Here is an 18,754-nt window from a genome sequence, read left to right as displayed (position 1 = left end):
CGGGCCCGGGGCGGGAGGATGGTGGTCCTCCCGCCCCGGGCCCGGTGGAAGCCGTCCGGCCGGCCGCGGGGTCAGTCGCGGCGGAGGCTCGGCTTGAGGTCCTTGAAACGGCCCAGCAGGCCGTTCACGAAGGACGGCGAATCGTCGGTGGAGAACTCCTTGGCGAGCTGCACCGCCTCGTCGATCACCACCGCGTCCGGCGTCTCGTCCACCCACACCAGCTCGTACGCGCCGAGCCGGAGGATGTTGCGGTCGACGACCGGCATGCGGTCCAGCGTCCAGCCGACCGCGTACGTGGCGATCAGCTCGTCGATGCGGTCCGCGTGCGCCGCGTACCCCTCGACGAGGTCCATCGTGTACTCGGCGACCGGCGGCTGGCGGTCGTCCGACCGCGCGTGCCGCACCCAGTCCGCGAGGACCGTCTGCACGGACGCCCCGCGCTGGTCGGCCTCGAAGAGGATCTGGAAGGCGCGCTTGCGGGCCTTGTTACGGGCAGCCACGGTTAGCTGTTCACCCGGCCGAGGTAGTCGCCCGAGCGGGTGTCGACCTTGATCTTCTCGCCGGTGGTGATGAAGAGCGGGACCTGGATCTCGTAGCCGGTCTCCAGGCGCGCGGGCTTGGAGCCACCGGTGGAGCGGTCGCCCTGCACACCGGGCTCGGTGTGCTCGATGACCAGCTCGACGGCGGCCGGCAGCTCGACGTAGAGCACCTCGCCCTCGTGCTGCGCGACGTTGGCGGTGAAGCCCTCGATGAGGAAGTTCGCCGCGTCGCCGACCTGCTTGCGGTCGACCATGAGCTGGTCGTACGTCTGCATGTCCATGAAGACGAAGTACTCGCCGTCCATGTACGAGAACTGCATGTCACGGCGGTCGACGGTGGCCGTCTCGACCTTCACGCCTGCGTTGAAGGTCTTGTCGACGACCTTGCCGGAGAGGACGTTCTTGAGCTTGGTGCGCACGAAGGCCGGGCCCTTGCCGGGCTTGACGTGCTGGAACTCGACGACGGACCAGAGCTGGCCTCCGTCGAGCTTGAGCACCATGCCGTTCTTGAGGTCGTTCGTGGAAGCCACGGTTGCGGAATCTCCTGGACTGACGCTGGTGGACGACGAAGTGGCCGCGGGGACGCGCTACAGCGCGAGCAGCTCCTTGGTCGTGATGGTGAGTAGCTCGGGGCCGCCGTCCGCCTCCTGGCGCACGACGAGCGTGTCATCGATCCGGACCCCGCCCCGTCCCGGGAGGTGGACCCCCGGTTCGACGGTGACCGGCACGCAAGCGTCCAGTTTACCCATGGCCGCAGGGGCTAGCTGCGGGTCCTCACCGATTTCCAGCCCGACACCGTGACCGGTGCGGGGCGCGAGGTGTTCGCCGTGCCCGGCGGCGTCCAGCACCTGCCGGGCCGCGTGGTCCACGTCGCGGTACGCGGTCCCCGGCAGCAGCGCCTCCCGCCCGGCGCGCTGAGCGGCGAAGACGAGGTCGTAGAGCTCGATCTGCCAGTCCGCCGGCGAGGTGCCGATCACGAAGGTGCGGCCGATCTCGCAGCGGTAGCCGCGGTAGTTCGCGCCGAGCGAGACCGAGAGGAAATCCCCCTCCTCGACCCGCCGGTCCGAGGGCCGGTGGCCCTGGAGCCCGCTGTTGGGGCCGGTGGCGACGGAGGTGGGGAACGCGGGGCCGTCGGCGCCGTGGTCCACGAGGCGGCGCTCCAGCTCCAGCGCGAGGTGCCGCTCGGTCCGGCCGACCAGGATCGACTCCAGCAGCTCGCCGAGCGCCTGGTCGGTGATCTCCGCCGCGATCCGCAGGGAGGCGATCTCGTCGTCGTCCTTGACGACGCGCTGCTGCTCGACGGCGAGCCCTAGATCGGTGATCCGTACCTGGGGGGCGACCGACGCGACGGCCCGGTGGCGGGCGACGGTCAGATGGTGCTCCTCGACGGCGAGGGCCGCGGTGCCGGTGCCCCGGGCCAGTTCGGCGGCGGCGACGACGGCGTCGGCGGTGCCGGCCGGCAGCACCACCAGCCGGAGCCCGTCGTCCGGCCGCCCGCCCGCGGGATCGCCCCCGGGGCCCCGGGGGCACAGCAGCACGTCCTCGCGGCTGCCGAGCAGCAGGGCCGCGCCGGGCGGGGCGGCCCCGGCGAGGTAGCGGACATTGGCGGGCCGGGACACCAGGACCGCCGCGCTCCCGGCCGCCGCGCAGCGATCACGCAGCCGGCCGCGCCGGACGCCATACACCTCGGACATTCTCCGAGCGTACGAGCCCGCCCCGCACTCGGCCCGGCGACGGACCCGGGCGGGTGTTCCCGCGGGGGCGGGGTTTCCGTCCCGTCCGGCGCGCGATCCCGGACGGCCCGCCGCGAGATCCAGCCCGCCCGGCGCGCGATCCCGGACCGCCCGGCGGGAGATCCCGGACGGCCCGCCGCGAGATCCAGCCCGGCCGGCGCGCGATCCCGGACGGCCCGCCGCGAGATCCAGCCCGGCCGGCGCGCGATCCCGGACGGCCCGGCCGGAGATCCAGCCCGTCCGGCGATTGAGGACACGGCCGCAGGCCGTGCCCACGGACGGCCCGCACGCGGGCACGGACGACCGGCCACCCGCCGGCCGTCGTGACGGCACCACGCTCCGCGCGGTGTCCTCAAACGCCGGACGGGCTGGGAACTGGCCGCCCGGTCCCCAGCAGCCGGACGGGCTGGAACGCGACCCGGGCCCGCACGCGGGCACGGACGACCGGCCATCCGCCGGCCGTCGTCACCGCACCACGCTCCGCGCGGTGTCCTCAAACGCCGGACGGGCTGGAAAGCAGCCGGACGGGCTGGGAAGCGGCCCGGCCTCCAGCAACAGGGCGGGCCGGAAAGCCGCCCGCCCGAGGGCCTACCAGGTCGGGGGGCTGGTGATCGCGCGGGCGAGGACCTCGTCGAGGACGCGGGCCGTCGTCTCGACGTCGTACTTGGAGTTGTCGATGATCGGCAGGCCCGAGCCGTACCACCCCGCCATCCGGCCGTGGATCCCCGCCACCTCCTCGTCGGAGAGGCGGCGGTTGCCGGAGCGCTCCGCGTTCCGTTCGAGGACGATCTCCAGGCCGGGGAGGAGCACCACGGGCAGCAGGCCGGGGCCCACGTGGCGCTTCCAGCCGCCGAGGCCGACGACGGGGCGGTCGGGGAAGACCGCGTCGTCGAGGATGCAGGAGATCCCGTTGGCCAGGAAGTTGCGGGCGGCGAAGCCGCAGGTGCGGCGGGCCAGGCGGTACTGGGCCTCGGAGTGGTCGTTCCAGCCGTCCTGGGGGTCGGCGAACCCCGAGCACACCCACTCGCGGACGTCGTCGAGGCTGATGTGCGCGGTGGGCACCCGCCGGGTCCGGGCCCAGTGGCGGGCGACCGTCGTCTTCCCGGCGCCGGCCGGGCCGATGAGCAGCACGGCGAGCATCGCCGCGCCCGTGCCGTCGGACGGGGGCGGCGCGGGTATGGGGACGGGCTCCCCCGGCGGGAGCTGGACGTGTCCGGTGGTCTCGCGCGGCGGCGGTCCCGCGGAGGGGTGCCGGGGCGCGGGGCCGTTCCAGCCGCCGTTCACGGGCGGCGGGACCGGCGGCGACGCCGGCGGCCCCTGCGGGGGTGGCGGAGGCAAGGGCCCGCCGGGCGGGCCGGGCACCGGCCCGGGGTGGTGAGCGCTGGGTGTCCATGCGGCCGGTCCCCGCCCCGGTCCGTGGGGCGGCGGCAGCGGAGCCCCCACTGCGTGCTGCATCCGGTGCAACTCCGTCTCGTACGACTGACGCTGATGGGCGGCCGTCGGCCCCCCGCCCCCGAACGTTACCCTTTCGCGACCGTTCGGATGTGCGACCGCCTCCGGCCGCCGTCACGACAACGGCCGAAGGCGGCGCAAAGTGCCCCATCGGGCGGGCCCGGCAGGCCCGTTGGCACGGGACGCGGGCCCGCGCTCAGGCGTCCAGCTCCTCCACCAGCGCGCGCAGCGCCAGCCGGTAGGAGCCGATGCCGAAGCCGGCCACCGTGCCGCTGGCGACGGAGCCGACGACGGAGGTGTGGCGGAAGGCCTCGCGGGTGTACGGGTTGGAGATGTGCACCTCGACGAGAGGGGCGGTCCGCTGGGACGCCGCGTCGCGCATCCCGTACGAGTAGTGGGTGAAGGCACCGGGGTTGAGAACGACCGGAATCGACTGGTCCGCGGCCTCGTGGAGCCAGCGGATCATCTCGCCCTCGTCGTTGGTCTCGCGCACCTCGACGTCGAGGCTGAGTTCCCGGCCGAGCTTCCCGCACGCCTCGACCAGGCCCGCGTACGAGGTCGCGCCGTAGACGTCGGGCTCACGGGACCCGAGCCGGCCGAGGTTGGGCCCGTTGAGCACCAGCACGCGGCGGCTCATGCGGACACCTCGCCGAAGGCGGCGAGCAGCACGGCCGGGTCGGGGCCCTCCAGCACGGTCGGCTTGCCGAGGCCGTCGAGGACGATGAAGCGCAGCACGCTGCCGCGCGACTTCTTGTCGACCTTCATGGTCTCCAGCAGCTTGGGCCACTGGTCGCCGCGGTAGGTGAGGGGCAGTCCGACGGACTCCAGGACGCTGCGGTGCCGGTCGGCGGTGGCGTCGTCGAGCCGGCCCGCGAGGCGGCCCAGTTCGGCGGCGAAGACCATGCCGACGGAGACCGCGGCGCCGTGGCGCCACTTGTAGCGCTCGTTCTTCTCGATGGCGTGGGCGAGCGTGTGACCGTAGTTCAGGATCTCGCGCAGCCCGGATTCCTTGAGGTCGCTGGAGACCACGTCGGCCTTCACCCGGATCGAGCGCTCGATGAGCTCGGCGGTGTGCGGCCCCGCCGGGGTGCGGGCGCCCTGCGGGTCGGACTCGACGAGGTCGAGGATCACCGGGTCGGCGATGAAGCCGGCCTTGATGATCTCGGCCATGCCGCTGACGTAGTCGTTGACCGGCAGCGAGTCGAGCGCCGCCAGGTCGCAGATCACTCCGGCCGGCGGGTGGAAGGCGCCCACGAGGTTCTTGCCCTCGGCGGTGTTGATGCCGGTCTTGCCGCCGACGGCCGCGTCGACCATGGCGAGCACGGTCGTCGGGACGGCGATCCAGCGCACCCCGCGCAGCCAGGTCGCGGCGACGAAGCCGGCGAGGTCGGTGGTGGCGCCGCCGCCGACGCCCACGATGACGTCGGTCCGGGTGAAGCCGGTCTGGCCGAGCGCCTTCCAGCAGTAGGCGGCGACCTCGGCGGTCTTCGCCTCCTCGGCGTTCGGCACCTGGATGGCGACGGCCTCGTAGCCCTGGCCGGCGAGATCGGCGCGCAGCGCCTCGCCGGTCTCGGCGAGCGCCTCGGGGTGGACGACGGCCACCCGCTGGGCCTGCGTGCCGATCAGGCCCGGCAGTTCGCCGAGGAGCTGCCGGCCGATCAGGACCTCGTAGGGGTCGGTGCCGGCCGTGCCGCCGACCTGGATGCGGGTCACTGCCTGGTCCGTCACTGCTTCTCCTGCCGGGGGTCCGGGGTCGTCTCCCCCGGTGTTGCGGTCTTCAGCTCCAGTGCGTCGAGGACGGCGTCGGCGACCTCGGCGGGGGTGCGGTCGTCGGTGGCGACGACGGCGCGGGCGACCTCGGTGTAGAGGTGGCGGCGGGCGTCCATCAGCTCGCGCCACTGGCGGCGCGGATTGACGGCGAGCAGCGGCCGGGCCTGGTTGAGCCCGACCCTGCGGGCGGCCTCCTCGGCCTCCATGGACAGATAGACGACCGGCAGGCCGCCGAGCAGCTCGCGGGTGCCGTCGTCGAGGACCGAGCCGCCGCCGAGGGCGAGGACCCCGGTGTGGGCGGCGACCGCGGCGGCGACGGCGGCACGCTCCAGCGCACGGAAGTGCGCCTCGCCCTCGTCGACGAAGATGTCGGAGATCTCGCGGCCCTCGGCGGCGACGATGTCGGCGTCGGTGTCCCGGAACGCCACGCCCAGCCGTGCGGCGAGCAGTTCGCCGACGGTGGACTTGCCGGACCCCATCGGGCCGACCAGGACGATCAGCGGGGCGCTCACCGGATGTGGAGGTTGTCGAGGTACGCGCGCACGTTGCGCCGGGTCTCGGTGACGCTGTCGCCGCCGAACTTCTCGGCCACCGCGTCCGCGAGGACGAGCGCCACCATGGCCTCGGCCACGATGCCGGCGGCGGGCACGGCGCACACGTCGGAGCGCTGGTGGTGGGCGGCGGCGGGCTCGCCCGTCCCGACGTCGATGGTGCGCAGCGCGCGCGGCACGGTCGCGATCGGCTTCATCGCGGCGCGCACCCGCAGCAGCTCACCGGTGGACATGCCGCCCTCGGTGCCGCCGGAGCGGCCGGAGGTGCGGCGGATGCCCTCGTCGGTGGGGACGATCTCGTCGTGGGCCTGGGAGCCGGGCACCCGGGCGAGGTCGAAGCCGTCGCCGACCTCGACGCCCTTGATGGCCTGGATGCCCATGAGCGCGCCGGCGAGCCGGGCGTCGAGCCTGCGGTCCCAGTGGACGTGCGAGCCGAGGCCGACGGGCACGCCGTAGGCGAGGACCTCGACGACGCCGCCGAGGGTGTCGCCGTCCTTGTGGGCCTGGTCGATCTCGGCGACCATCGCCTTGCTCGCGTCGGCGTCCAGGCAGCGGACGGGGTCGGCGTCCAGGCGCTCCTCGTCGGCGGGGACGGGGACGACGCCGTACGGGGCCTTCGCGGCGGCGAGTTCGACGACGTGGGAGACGATCTCGATCCCCGCCGTCTCCTTCAGGTACGAGCGGGCGACCGCGCCGAGCGCCACCCGGGCGGCCGTCTCGCGGGCGCTCGCGCGCTCCAGCACGGGACGGGCCTCGTCGAGGGCGTACTTCTGCATGCCCGCGAGGTCGGCGTGGCCGGGGCGGGGGCGGGTGAGCGGGGCGTTGCGGGCGAGCTGCGCGAGCTCGTCCGGGTCGACGGGGTCGGCCGCCATGACCTTCTCCCACTTGGGCCACTCGGTGTTGCCCACCATCACGGCCACCGGGGAGCCCATGGTCAGACCGTGGCGGACGCCGCCCAGGAAGGTGACCTCGTCGCGCTCGAACTTCATCCGGGCACCGCGTCCATAACCGAGACGCCGCCTGGCGAGGTGGTCCGCCACCATGTCGGTGGTGACGGGGACACCGGCGGGAAGACCCTCCAGCGTCGCCACCAGTGCGGGTCCGTGCGACTCGCCCGCGGTCAGCCAACGCAACCTGCTCAACGGTGCTCCTCATGCTCGCGCCTCGTACTGCGGCGGCCCGGCACCAGGGCCCGCCCGGCGGTGAGACCGGGGGCGCGCGGCCCAGGCCCGCCTCCCCCGATCCTCCCACGTCCCGGCGCGCCCCCCGGCCACCGTCCCATCAGGCGGACGAGGAGCGGGACGGCTCAGGCCCTGTCGTCGCCGCCCGGGCGGGCCGGCGGGGCGTAGGACCCGAGGAAGGCCGCGCCGCCCTGCTGCTGCCCGGCGGGCGCGGCCGGCGGCTGGGCGGGCTGCTGCGCGGCGGGCGCGTAGGGGCCGAGGAAGTCCGCCCCGCCGGGCCCGGCGGGCTGCTGGGCCGGCGGCGCGTACGGACCGAGGAAGTCCGCCCCGCTGCCCCCGCCGGCCGGCGGGGCGGCCACGGGCTGCGGGGAGCGGGCCGCCCGGCGCCGGGCGAGCTTCCCGCGGATGGAGGCGATCCAGCCGAGGACGACGAGCAGGATGATCAGGCACAGGATGGGGATCTGCAGCCAGTCGGGGAGGAAGGAGACGACTCCCTCGAAGATGTTCTTCATGATCGATGCCTGCGGCTGACCGGTGTCCATGGCCGGATCCCCCTGTGCTTTTGTCGTGCCCCTGATTGAACGGGCAGATACTAGCGGGCCCCGAGGGCCTGTTCACCGGCGGTCCGCATGGCCTCGACGGGCACCGGCGAGACCCCCGTCATCTGCTCGCACTGGAGCACCGCCTGGTGCACCAGCAGGTCGAGACCGCCGACGACGGCGCCGCCCCGCTCCGCCCAGGCCGCCGCCAGCCGGGTGGGCCACGGCTCGTAGAGGACGTCGAAGAGCGTGCCGGGCCGCGCCGGCACCGCGGCCGCCAGGGCGTCGGTCGTGCCGGCCGGGGTGGTGGCCACGACCAGAGGGGCGGCAAGGGCCTGTGCGGCGTCCGCCCAGTCGGCGACGGTGACGTCGACGCCGAGCCGCTCGCCCCAGCCGCGCATCTCGGACGCCCGGGCCGCGCTGCGCACATAGGCGGTGACCGGCCCGGTGCACAGGCGCGACAGGGCGGCCAGCGCGGAGGACGCGGTGGCGCCGGCGCCGAGCACGGCGGCGGACTCCACCTTCTCCACCCCCCGCTCGTGCAGGGCGGCGATCATCCCCGGGATGTCGGTGTTGTCGCCGGTCCTGCGCCCGTCCTCGGTGAACACCAGGGTGTTGACCGCCTCCACCGCGGCGGCGGTCTCGCTGATCTCGTCGAGCAGCGGGATGACCGCGCGCTTGAGCGGCATCGTCAGCGACAGTCCCGCCCAGTCCGCGTCGAGCGCGTCGACGAAGCCGGGCAGCGCGGCCTCGTCGACGTCGAACCGCTCGTAGGTACGGCCGGTCAGGCCCATGGCGGCGTAGGCGGCGTTGTGGAGCACCGGGGAGAGCGAGTGGGCGACGGGCGAGCCGAGCACGGCCGCCCGTCGCGCCCCGGGCCTAACTGGCATTGAACTTGTCCTTCAGCTTCAGGAAGTCGGCGTGGGTCTTGGCGAACTCCGTCACCTTCATGCCGTCCGTGGCGACGAAGTACATCCAGCCGTCGTCCGTCGGGTTCAGCGCCGCGGCGATGGCGTCGTTGCCGGGGTTGCTGATCGGTCCGGGCGTCAGGCCCCGCTGGGTGTACGTGTTGTACGGGTCCTGGTTCTTGTTGATCTCGGCCTCGGAGATGTCGATGTTCGACTCCCCCTTGAGATAGTTGAAGGCCGAGTCGAACTGGAGCAGCTGGTTGGTCTCGGTGTTGGTCGGCTTGAGGCGGTTGTAGACGACCTCGGACATCTTGCGGAAGTCGTCGTGCGTCTTGCCCTCGACCTGGACGAGGCTGGCGAGCGTCAGCAGCTCCCAGGGACTCTTGAGCCCCAGTCCCTCGGCCTTGTCCTCCAGGCCCGCCTTCTCGTACTCCTGGTTCGCCCTGGCGACCATCTTCTTCAGGACGGCCTCGGGCTTGGTGCCCTTGGCGACGGGATAGGCGGCCGGGAAGAGGAAGCCCTCCAGCGGGTCCTTCACGTCGGCGTGGCCCCGGGCCCACTCGGGCAGCCCGAGCGAGTCCGCGTTCTTCTCGGCGACGTCGGCGGTGGTGCCGGCCTCCAGGCCGAGGCGCTTGTCGATGTCGGCGTAGATCGTGGCGTTGCGGCGGCCCTCGGCGATGATCAGGTTGTTGCGGCTGGCGTCGCTGAGCATCAGCTCCACGGCGCTCTTGGCCGACATCTCCTTCTTCAGGAGGTAGCTGCCGTCCTGGATGGAGCGGCCCTTGGGGTTGTCGTTCTGGGCCTGGACGAAGGCGTCCACGCTCTTGACGACGCCCTCGCGCTTGAGGATCTGGCCGATCGTGGAGCCGGTCGCGCCCTTGGGGATCTCGACCGACACCTGGCCGGTGCCCGCTCCCGCGAAGTCCTCGACCTTCCCGCGGTCCTGCCAGAACTGGTAGCCGAAGTACCCGACGCCGCCCATTCCGCCGACCAGGACCGCCGCGACCACCAGGCAGGCCAGGCCGTTGCGGCCCTTCCGCTTGCCGCCGCGGCCGCCGCCGGAGCGCGGCCCTTCGTCGTGGTCGTCGTATCCGTCGCCGTCGTCGTCGCCGCCGTCGTCATGGCCGTCGTCGCCGCGCCGGGCCTGCTCACGGCCGCGCCCGCGGCCCTCGCCGCGGCGGCCCGTGCCGGTGTCCTCGCCGGTGAAGAACGGGTGGTCCTCCTCCTGCTCGGCCTCCCGGTCCCAGTCCACGGCGGGTTCCGGTTCGGGCTGCTGCCGACCGCGGCGGCCGGGGGGCTCGGGCGGCGGGTACGCCTCGGGCGTCGCGTAGTAGTCGGCCTCCTGCCGGCTGCCGTAGCCCGGGGGGTGGGCGCCGTAGCCGCCGGTCTGGTCCGGGTTGTACGGCATGGCCGCCTGCTGGCCGGTGTCCCAGGAGGAGTCGTAGCCCTGGCCGCCGTACTGGTGCTGCTGCTGCGCGTACGGGTCCTGCTGCTGCCCGCCGCCCTGCGTGTGCTGCTGGTGCTGGTCGTACTGGCCCTGACCCTGGCCGCCGTACTGCTGCTGCTGCCCGTACTGCGCCTGCGCGTACGGGTCCTGCTGCTGCCCGCCGCCCTGCGTGTGCTGCTGGTGCTGGTCGTACTGGCCCTGACCCTGGCCGCCGTACTGCTGCTGCTGCCCGTACTGCTGCTGCGCGTACGGGTCCTGCTGCTGCCCGTACTGCGCCTGCGCGTACGGGTCGTGCTGCTGCCCGTACTGCTGGTGCTGCCCCTGCTGCTGATACTGCTGGGACTCACCGGTGTACGGAGCGTGACCCTCGGTGGACTGCCGGCCTCCCCATCCCTGGTCCCCGTACAACGGGTCCTCGGGATGCCACGGTTCGGAGCCGGGGCCCCGGCCATACTCAGTCATCGATCCCCTAGGGCCGCGAGACGGCGAAGACGATCCGCCTCTTCTCTGTGCGGCCGCTGTTCGAACACGGCCGCATTGCGCGGAACGTTACCGTATCGCGATCAGACAATCGTTTCGACGCCCTCGCCCGGGGGTTGGCCCGACACCCGTTCGGACTCCAGGGCGTTCTGCAGGATCACCACGGCGGCGGCCTGGTCGACGACGGACCGGCCCTTCTTCGCCTTCACCCCCGACGCGCGCAGCCCCGCGGTGGCCGTCACCGTCGTCATCCGCTCGTCGACCAGACGGACGGGGACCGGCTTGATGCCCTGGGCGAGTGTCCTCGCGAAGGCGCGGACCTTCTTGGCCGCCGGGCCCTCCGTGCCGTTGAGCGAGCGGGGCAGCCCGACCACGACCTCGATCGGCTCGTACTCCTCGACCAGGAGCCGCAGCCGCCGGTGGGCGGCCGGGACGTCCCGGCCGGGGACGGTCTCCACCGGTGTGGCGAGCAGCCCGTCCGGGTCGCACGAGGCCACCCCGATCCGGGCGTCCCCGACGTCGACCGCGAGGCGGCGTCCTCTGCGCATGGCGCTCACTTCCCGTTCCCCGCCGGGGCCGGGGCCGGCCGGACGCGCGCACGCAGGATCCGTGCGCGCGTCCGGCCCTGCCGCGGACCGGCGGCCGTGCTCACGCGGTCTCGGTGACAAGACGCTCGACGGCGGCGATCGCGTCGCCGATGGCGTCCGGGTTCTGGCCGCCGCCCTGGGCGACGTCCGGCTTGCCGCCACCGCCGCCGCCCAGCGTCTTCGCCGCGGCGCGCACCAGGTCGCCGGCCTTGAGACCGCGCTCACGGGCCGCCTCGTTGGTGGCGATGACCGTCAGCGGACGGCCGTTGGCCGTGGTGAAGACGGCCACGACGGCCGGACGGTCGCCCGGGATGCGGCCGCGCACGTCGAGCACCAGCTTGCGCAGGTCGTCGGCGGAGGTCCCGTCGGGGACCGTGCCGGTCACCAGGGCCGTGCCGCGGACGTCCTTGGCGCCCTCGGCGAGACCGGCGGCGGCGCCCAGCACCTTCTCGGCGCGGAACTTCTCGATCTCCTTCTCGGCGTCCTTCAGCTTGCCGAGCATGGCGGCGATCTTCTCCGGGAGCTCCTCGGAGCGGCCCTTGACCAGCTCCTGGAGCTGGGCGACGACCGTGTGCTCCTTGGCCAGGAAGTTGTACGCGTCGACGCCGACGAGGGCCTCGACACGGCGCACGCCGGAGCCGATGGAGGACTCGCCGAGCAGCTTCACCAGGCCGAGCTGGGAGGTGTTGCCGACGTGGGTGCCGCCGCACAGCTCCTTGGAGAAGTCGCCGATGGTCACGACGCGCACCCGCTCGCCGTACTTCTCGCCGAACTCGGCGATGGCGCCCTGCTTCTTGGCCTCGTCGATGCTCATGACCTCGGCGTGGACGTCGAGTTCGCGCGCGAGGACCTCGTTGATCTTCTGCTCGACGTCGGTGAGGACCGTGCCGGGGACGGCGTTCGGGGAGCCGAAGTCGAAGCGGAAGCGGCCCGGGGAGTTCTCCGAGCCGGCCTGGGCGGCCGTCGGGCCGAGGGCGTCGCGCAGGGCCTGGTGGGTCAGGTGGGTGGCGCTGTGGGCGCGGGCGATGGCCCGGCGGCGGCGCACGTCGATGGCGGCGTGGGCGGCGGCGCCCACGGTGACCTCGCCGACCTGCACCACGCCCTTGTGGACGCTGACGCCGGGAACCGGCTGCTGCACGTCGCGGACCTCGATGACCGCGCCGGAGTCCAGCCGGATGCGGCCCTGGTCGGCGAGCTGGCCGCCGCCCTCGGCGTAGAAGGGGGTGCGGTCGAGGACGACCTCGACCTCGTCGCCCTCGGAGGCCGCCGGGGAGGAGACGCCGTCGACGAGCAGGCCGACGACGGTGGACTCGCCCTCCAGGGCGCTGTAGCCGGTGAACTCGGTGGTGCCCGAGTTGTCGGCGACCTCGCGGTAGGCGGAGAGGTCGGCGTGGCCGGTCTTCTTGGCCTTGGCGTCGGCCTTGGCCCGGTCCCGCTGCTCCTTCATCAGGCGGCGGAAGCCGTCCTCGTCCACGGACAGGCCCTGTTCGGCGGCCATCTCCAGGGTGAGGTCGATCGGGAAGCCCCAGGTGTCGTGGAGCAGGAACGCCTTGTCGCCGGCGAGCACGGTGCCGCCGGCGGCCTTGGTCTCGGTGACGGCGGTGTCGAGGATGTTGGTGCCGCCCTTGATGGCCTTGAGGAAGGCGGACTCCTCGGCCACGGCGACGGTCTCGATGCGGCCGCGGTCGGTGACCAGCTCCGGGTACTGCTGCCCCATGGTGTCGATCACGACGCCCACGAGGTCCTTGACGACCGGTCCGGTGGCGCCCATCAGCCGCATGTTGCGGATGGCGCGGCGCATGATCCGGCGCAGGACGTAGCCGCGGCCCTCGTTGCCGGGGGTGACGCCGTCGCCGATGAGCATGGTGGAGGTGCGGATGTGGTCGGCGACCACGCGCAGCGAGACGTCGGAGCCGGCCTCGGCGCCGTAGCGGACACCGGTCAGCTCGGTCGCCTTGTCCATCACGACGCGCAGGGTGTCGGTCTCGTACATGTTCTGCACGCCCTGCAGGATCATCGCGAGGCGTTCCAGGCCGAGGCCGGTGTCGATGTTCTTGCTCGGCAGGTCGCCGAGGATCGGGAAGTCCTCCTTGCCGTCACCGGCGCCGCGCTCGTACTGCATGAAGACCAGGTTCCAGATCTCCACGTAGCGCTCGTCGTTGACGGCCGGGCCGCCCTCCTCGCCGAACTCCGGACCGCGGTCGTAGTTGATCTCGGAGCACGGTCCGCAGGGGCCGGGGACGCCCATCGACCAGAAGTTGTCCTTCTTGCCGAGGCGCTGGATGCGCTCGGCCGGGACGCCGACGACGTCGCGCCAGATCTGCTCGGCCTCGTCGTCGTCGAGGTAGACGGTGATCCAGAGCTTCTCCGGCTCCAGGCCGTAACCGCCCTTGTCCTGGGGGCTGGTGAGCAGCTCCCAGGCGAGCTTGATGGCGCCTTCCTTGAAGTAGTCGCCGAAGGAGAAGTTGCCGCACATCTGGAAGAACGTGCCGTGGCGGGTGGTCTTGCCGACCTCTTCGATGTCGGGGGTGCGCACGCACTTCTGCACGCTGGTGACGCGCGGCGCGGGCGGCTTGACCTCGCCGAGGAAGTAGGGCTTGAAGGGCACCATGCCCGCGGGGACCAGCAGCAGAGTCGGGTCGTCCGCGATGAGCGACGCCGAAGGGACGGCGGTGTGGCCGCGCTCCTCGAAGAAGCTCAGCCAGCGGCGGCGGATTTCAGCCGACTCCATCAGTGGTCCTCATTCCGGTTGTACGAGGTTCCGGTGCCCGGTTCCTCGGTGGTGTTCTCGGTGGTGCGGTGGGTGCCGGCGGTGTTCGGGGGGCCGTCCGCCGCGTGCAGGCGGACGACCGCAGCCGGCCCGCCGCGCCCGACGGCCGGGCGCCGGGAGGCCGGGGGCAGTCCGGGCCTCTCGTTCAGGCCGAGGGCCTCGCCGAGTTCGGCCTCGCGGTGCGCCATCTGCGCCCGGATGTCGACGGCGATCTCCTTGAGCCGGTGCCCCGCGTCGATCGCCTTGTCGGCCGCCTGGGCGGCGAGGCTCTCGGGGGTGAGCTGCTTCAGCTTGCGGTTGACCTTGGTGGTGGCCCACACGCCGGCGCCCACGCCCGCGGTGAACCAGAAGGTACGGCGGAACATGGAGCGTCAGCCTTTCCGCTTCTTGCGCCGTGCGCCCGGTACGGTCCGGCCGACGATCACGGTACGACGGGGGTCGCCGGACGGGGTGTCCTCGCCGCGGCGGCCCAGCGCGCGCCGTACGCCGTAGCCGAAGGCCGCGACCTTGACGAGGGGGCCGCCGAACGTCGACGCCACGGTGGTGGAGAGCGCGGAGGCGTTGGAGGTGACCTCCTGGACGTCGCTGGCGATCGCGTCGACCCGGTCGATCTGGGTCTGCGCGGAGCGGACCGCGTTCGACGCCTCGGCCAGCAGCGGCACGGCCTGTTCGGTCACGTCCGCCACGAGTCGGGTGGTCGCCCTGAGCGTCTGGGCCAGCCTCACCAGCACCACGGCGAGGAAGGACACCAGGATCGCCCAGAAGACGGCCACCAGAATCCCGGCAACCTCTCCACCGGTCACTGCGCACCGCTCTCTGAATCGTCGTCCGGCACTGAATTGTCCGCGTCCCCGACCCTATCGCGCCCGGGGTGGCGCACCGTACCGGATTGCCGCGCCGCGGGCGGGGCCCGGCGCGGGGGCGGTTGTACGCAGCGCACACGCCTCGGTACGCTGCGTGCGCTATGCGCTACCCCGGCCCCGGTGATCCCCACCGCACCTCCCCACCGGCCCCGTGCGGCCTCCCCGCCGAGCTGAACGGCTTCGTCGGCCGGGCCGGCGAGCTGGCCGCGGCGGCACGCGCCCTGGAGGCGTCGCGGCTGGTCACGCTCGCCGGCCCGGGCGGCATCGGCAAGACGCGCCTCGCCCTGCGTGCCGCCGCGACGCTGAAGAATCGGTACGCCGACGGGGTGCGGCTGGCCGAGCTGTCCCTGCTGACGGACCCGGAGCTCGTCGCCCACACGCTGCTGGCGGCGATCGGGGTCACCGACCACACCGGCCGGCCCGCCCGCACGGTGCTGCTGGAGCGCCTGGCCCCCGCCCGGATGCTGCTCGTCGTCGACGGCTTCGAGCACCTGGTCGACGTCTGCGCCGGTCTGCTCCACGACGTCCTGCGCGGTGCGCCCGGCGTCACGGTGCTGGCGGCGGGCCGCAGGCCGCTGCGGCTGGACGGCGAGACGGTGCTGCCGCTGGGGCCGATGTCCGAGGAGGACGCCGAGCTGCTGTTCACCGTCCGGGCGGCGGGCACCGCGGCCTGGCAGCCGGCGGAAGGGGATCCGGCGCGGGTGCGGGAGCTGTGCCGCCGCCTCGACGGGGTGCCGCTGGCGCTGGAGCTGGCCGCCGGCCGGCTGCCCGCGCTCTCGCTGGAGCAGCTGCTGGAGCGGACGGACGACCGCTTCGGGCTGCTGACGGGCGGTGTGCGGGGGGCCCTGCCGCGGCACCGGACGCTGCGCACGACGGTCGGCTGGAGCCATGAGCTGTGCACCCCCGCCGAACGGCTGCTGTGGGCACGGCTGTCGGTCTTCGCCGGCCCCTTCGACCTGGAGGCCGTCGAGTACGTCTGCAGCGGACCGGACCTGCCGTCCGAAGCGGTGCTGGACGTGCTCGGCGAGCTGATCGCCCAGTCCGTGGTCACCCGGGCCGAGGGCACGGGCGGCGCCCGCTACCGGATGCTCGACACCGTCCGCGCCTACGGCGCCGAGTGGCTCGCCTCGCTCGGCGACACGGAGCGGCTGCGCAGCCGGCACCGCGACTGGTTCATGGGGCTGGCCACCTGGTGCGAGCTGGAGTGGTTCGGTCCGCGGCAGTCGGACGTCGCGGCCTGCGCGGACGACGCCCTGCCCAATCTGCGGGCGGCCGTCGAGGTGTGCCTGGAGCGCCCGGACGAGGCCCACCTCGGGCAGCATCTGGTCGGCACCCTCTGGTTCTACTGGGCCGGGTGCGGCCGGCTCTCCGAGGGGAGGCACTGGCTCGACCGGGTGCTCGCCGAGGACACCCGGTACGAGGACGCCCGGCTCAAGGCCCTGTGGGTGCTCGGGTACGTGGCGGTGCTCCAGGGCGACGACGCGGCGGCGGCCGCCGCGCTGCACGAGTGCGGCGAGGCCGCCGAGGCGGCCGGCAACGTGGTGGCGGGCGCGTATGCCACCCACCGCAAGGGCTGCCTCGCCCTGCTGTCCGACGACATGCCGCGCGCCGAGCGGCTGCTGCGCCGGGCGCTCGCCGACTACGACCGGGCCGGGGAGCTCAACAGCAATGTGCTGATGGGCCGGGTGGAACTGGCCATGGCCCTGGTCTTCCAGGACCGGCTGGAGGCGGCCGTCGCGGTGTGCGAGGAAGTCCGGGAGATCTGCGGGACGTTCGGGGAGCAGTGGGCCGGCGCGTACGCGCTGTACGTCCTGGCCTACGCGGCCTGGACGGCCGGTGAGCACGCCCGCGCGCGGGCGCTGCTCGTCGAGTGCATCACCGTGGACCACCGGTTCAACGACCTCGTCGGGCTGGTCCTGGCGATCGAGCTGCTGGCGCTGGTGACCGCCTCCGAGGGCGATCCGGCGGAGGCCGCGGTGCTCCAGGGGGCGGCGGCGCCGGTCTGGGACTCGGTGGGCGTCACCGTCTTCGGCTCGGCGCACTTCGGGGCCCCGCGGGAGCTGTGCGCCCGCCGTGCGCGGGAGCAGCTCGGGGCGCGGCGGTACGAGGAGTGCGTGCGGGCCGGGCGGGCGCTGCCGCTGGACGCGGCGGTACGGCGGGCGCTCACCGCTCCGGAGCGGGTGCGTGTCTTCCGGGCCCGGCAGCGCACCGGCCCGCCGGCCGCCCCGGACACGCGAGAGCCCGCCGGCCTCCCCACCGGGAACGGCGGGGAAGCGGCGGGCTGAGGCGGTGTCCGGCGGTCTCCCGCCGGACACGGCACGCCTGGGCGGCGGGTCTCCCGGCTCTCACCGGGAGGTTTCCGGCCGGATCAGCGGGCGTAGTACTCGACGACGAGCTGCTCGTCGCAGATGACCGGAACTTCCTTGCGCTGCGGGTCGCGGTCCAGGCGGAAGGCCAGGGCCTTCAGGTTGACCTGGAGGTAGCGGGGGGTCTCGCCGTCGGCGGCGAAGCCACCCTCGCGGGCCACCTGGAAGAGGGCCTTCTCGCGGGAGCGCTCGCGGACCATCACGACGTCGTCGGGACGGACGCGGAAGGACGGCTTGTCGACCTTGCCGCCGTTGACCTCGATGTGGCCGTGGACGACCATCTGACGGGCCTGGTAGATGGTGCGGGCGATGCCCGAACGCAGGACCAGGGCGTCGAGGCGGCGCTCGAGCTCGACGACGAGCGCGTCGCCGGTCTTGCCCTCGGCCTTCTTGGCGCGGTCGTAGGCGCGGGCCATCTGGCGCTCGCTGATGTCGTACTGAGCGCGCAGGCGCTGCTTCTCGAGCAGACGGACCTTGTAGTCCGAGTTCTGCTTGCGGCCACGGCCGTGCTCACCCGGCGGGTAGGGGCGAGCCTCGAAGTACTTGACGGCCTTCGGCGTCAGGGCGATACCGAGCGCACGGGACTTCTTGACCTTGGGACGCGACTGGTTAGGCACGTTCTCCAGACCTCCGTAGTAGGTTAGGTTAGGCTTACCTTACTCAAGGAGATCGCATGTCTCGCCCTGGGAACACCAAGCGCATCACGGACAGCACGAATAACGCCGACGCGTCTGTGGACGTCGTGATGACGTCCGGCGTCGAGGTGACGGAGGTCCGATCAGCTCATGGTCAGCCGCGTCCCAGCGGGCTTGAAATCACTCGGATGCCGTCAGCAGCCGAACGCACACGAACTCTCGTACAGAGTACATGCTCAGCGGTGCTGCTCGTTCACGGAGTGGAGGGGGCCCGCCCGGAGCAGCTCGCCCCGCAGGCCCGGGTGGTCGGCCCCGACGGTGAGGTGTACCTGCTGTTCTCCGCCGACTCCCCCGTGGTGCGCGCCGCCACCCACGCCGTCCACGACGAGCTGCCGGCCGTGCTGGAGATCACCGACGTGGCACCGGTCTCCGTTCCCCACCGTATCCGCGGCCGCGCCTGGGTGTCCGGCTGGCTCACCTGCGCCCCCGGGCTCGCGGCGGAGCCCGGGGCCATGATGCTGCGCCTGGAGGTCGGCGAGGCGAGCGTCGACGACCTCTGGGGCACCGGCGGCGTGGAGCCCGAGGACTTCGCCGCCGCGGCCGTGGATCCGCTGGTGGCGCACGAGACCGAGCTGCTCCAGCACCTCGCCGCCGCCCACGGCGACCAGGTGCAGGGACTGTGCGCGCTGCTCGGCGAGCGGGCGCGGGACGCCGGCGGGCGGGAGAGGCGCGCGGTGCCGCTGGCCCTGGACCGGTTCGGGCTGCGGGTGCGGTTCACCGGGGAGCCGGGGGAACCGGGGTTCGACGCGCGCTTCGACTTCCCCGCGCCGGTGCGCGACGTCACGGAACTGCGCCGCGCGATGCACGCGCTGTTCGCTGCGGCGGGGTAGCGCGCCGGGGGCGCGCGGTTCAGGGCTGCGCGGGGTGCCGGTG

18 protein-coding genes are annotated in these 18,754 nt (G+C 73.3%); 2 read left to right on the top strand and 16 right to left on the bottom strand.

Annotated features, from left to right (window positions below; genetic code table 11):
• Positions 1-71: 71 nt before the first annotated feature.
• The 15 genes from nusB to JE024_RS29020 form a co-directional block, all read right to left on the bottom strand.
• Complete coding sequence (gene nusB / locus JE024_RS29090) at positions 72-500, bottom strand: transcription antitermination factor NusB (RefSeq protein WP_205376943.1); 429 nt, start codon at positions 498-500, stop codon at positions 72-74.
• A 2-nt stretch (positions 501-502) separates the two neighbouring features.
• Entirely contained in the window at positions 503-1,069 is a 567-nt protein-coding gene (gene efp, locus JE024_RS29085) for an elongation factor P (RefSeq protein ID WP_205376942.1), read from the bottom strand.
• A gap of 57 nt (positions 1,070-1,126) precedes the next feature.
• Positions 1,127-2,233: a M24 family metallopeptidase gene (locus JE024_RS29080; protein WP_205376941.1), complete on the bottom strand. Its 1,107-nt coding sequence runs from the start codon at positions 2,231-2,233 to the stop codon at positions 1,127-1,129.
• 627 nt (positions 2,234-2,860) lie between these two features.
• The gene (locus tag JE024_RS29075) at positions 2,861-3,727 is read right to left on the bottom strand and encodes a Pro-rich N-terminal domain-containing protein (RefSeq protein ID WP_205376940.1); all 867 of its coding nucleotides are present in this window, start codon (positions 3,725-3,727) and stop codon (positions 2,861-2,863) included.
• Positions 3,728-3,920: 193 nt separating this feature from the next.
• Complete coding sequence (locus JE024_RS29070) at positions 3,921-4,361, bottom strand: type II 3-dehydroquinate dehydratase (RefSeq protein WP_205376939.1); 441 nt, start codon at positions 4,359-4,361, stop codon at positions 3,921-3,923.
• Complete coding sequence (aroB, locus tag JE024_RS29065) at positions 4,358-5,452, bottom strand: 3-dehydroquinate synthase (RefSeq protein ID WP_205376938.1); 1,095 nt, start codon at positions 5,450-5,452, stop codon at positions 4,358-4,360. The genes JE024_RS29070 and aroB overlap by 4 nt, the downstream gene beginning before the upstream one ends.
• On the bottom strand, positions 5,449-6,006 hold the full coding sequence (locus JE024_RS29060; RefSeq protein ID WP_244883252.1) for a shikimate kinase: 558 nt from the start codon (positions 6,004-6,006) through the stop codon (positions 5,449-5,451). The genes aroB and JE024_RS29060 overlap by 4 nt, the downstream gene beginning before the upstream one ends.
• Positions 6,003-7,187: a chorismate synthase gene (aroC, locus tag JE024_RS29055; RefSeq protein WP_205376937.1), complete on the bottom strand. Its 1,185-nt coding sequence runs from the start codon at positions 7,185-7,187 to the stop codon at positions 6,003-6,005. Before aroC ends, JE024_RS29060 begins: the two co-directional genes overlap by 4 nt.
• 164 nt (positions 7,188-7,351) lie before the next feature.
• Positions 7,352-7,768: a hypothetical protein gene (locus JE024_RS29050; protein WP_205376936.1), complete on the bottom strand. Its 417-nt coding sequence runs from the start codon at positions 7,766-7,768 to the stop codon at positions 7,352-7,354.
• Positions 7,769-7,818: 50 nt separating this feature from the next.
• Positions 7,819-8,655, bottom strand: a complete 837-nt coding sequence (locus tag JE024_RS29045; protein WP_205376935.1) for a shikimate dehydrogenase — start codon at positions 8,653-8,655, stop codon at positions 7,819-7,821.
• Positions 8,645-10,582, bottom strand: coding sequence for an endolytic transglycosylase MltG (gene mltG / locus JE024_RS29040; protein ID WP_205376934.1), 1,938 nt, complete (start codon positions 10,580-10,582; stop codon positions 8,645-8,647). The genes JE024_RS29045 and mltG overlap by 11 nt, the downstream gene beginning before the upstream one ends.
• 101 nt (positions 10,583-10,683) lie before the next feature.
• Positions 10,684-11,157: a Holliday junction resolvase RuvX gene (gene ruvX, locus JE024_RS29035; protein ID WP_205376933.1), complete on the bottom strand. Its 474-nt coding sequence runs from the start codon at positions 11,155-11,157 to the stop codon at positions 10,684-10,686.
• 91 nt (positions 11,158-11,248) lie between these two features.
• Positions 11,249-13,918, bottom strand: a complete 2,670-nt coding sequence (gene alaS / locus JE024_RS29030; protein ID WP_205376932.1) for an alanine--tRNA ligase — start codon at positions 13,916-13,918, stop codon at positions 11,249-11,251.
• A complete protein-coding gene (locus JE024_RS29025) occupies positions 13,918-14,322 on the bottom strand; it encodes a hypothetical protein (RefSeq protein ID WP_205376931.1) in 405 nt (134 codons plus the stop codon). Before JE024_RS29025 ends, alaS begins: the two co-directional genes overlap by 1 nt.
• A 6-nt stretch (positions 14,323-14,328) precedes the next feature.
• The gene (locus tag JE024_RS29020) at positions 14,329-14,760 is read right to left on the bottom strand and encodes a DUF948 domain-containing protein (protein ID WP_205376930.1); all 432 of its coding nucleotides are present in this window, start codon (positions 14,758-14,760) and stop codon (positions 14,329-14,331) included.
• Positions 14,761-14,921: 161 nt separating this feature from the next.
• Here JE024_RS29020 and JE024_RS29015 point away from each other — a divergent pair, with 161 nt between their 5' ends.
• Positions 14,922-17,105 (top strand): ATP-binding protein, encoded by a 2,184-nt coding sequence (locus JE024_RS29015; RefSeq protein ID WP_205376929.1) that lies wholly within the window; start codon positions 14,922-14,924, stop codon positions 17,103-17,105.
• An 83-nt stretch (positions 17,106-17,188) separates the two neighbouring features.
• Here the strand turns inward: JE024_RS29015 and rpsD are convergent, their stop codons facing one another.
• Positions 17,189-17,803 (bottom strand): 30S ribosomal protein S4, encoded by a 615-nt coding sequence (rpsD, locus tag JE024_RS29010; RefSeq protein ID WP_147990758.1) that lies wholly within the window; start codon positions 17,801-17,803, stop codon positions 17,189-17,191.
• Positions 17,804-18,009: 206 nt separating this feature from the next.
• Between rpsD and JE024_RS29005 the strand changes: the two genes are divergently transcribed.
• Positions 18,010-18,711 carry a DUF2470 domain-containing protein gene (locus JE024_RS29005; RefSeq protein WP_205376928.1) on the top strand — a complete coding sequence of 234 codons (702 nt, stop codon included), beginning with the start codon at positions 18,010-18,012 and terminating at the stop codon, positions 18,709-18,711.
• Positions 18,712-18,754: the final 43 nt, after the last annotated feature.

Source organism: Streptomyces zhihengii, assembly GCF_016919245.1.
Lineage (GTDB): Bacteria > Actinomycetota > Actinomycetes > Streptomycetales > Streptomycetaceae > Streptomyces > Streptomyces zhihengii.
This window is presented reverse-complemented; position numbering and strand designations above follow the sequence as displayed.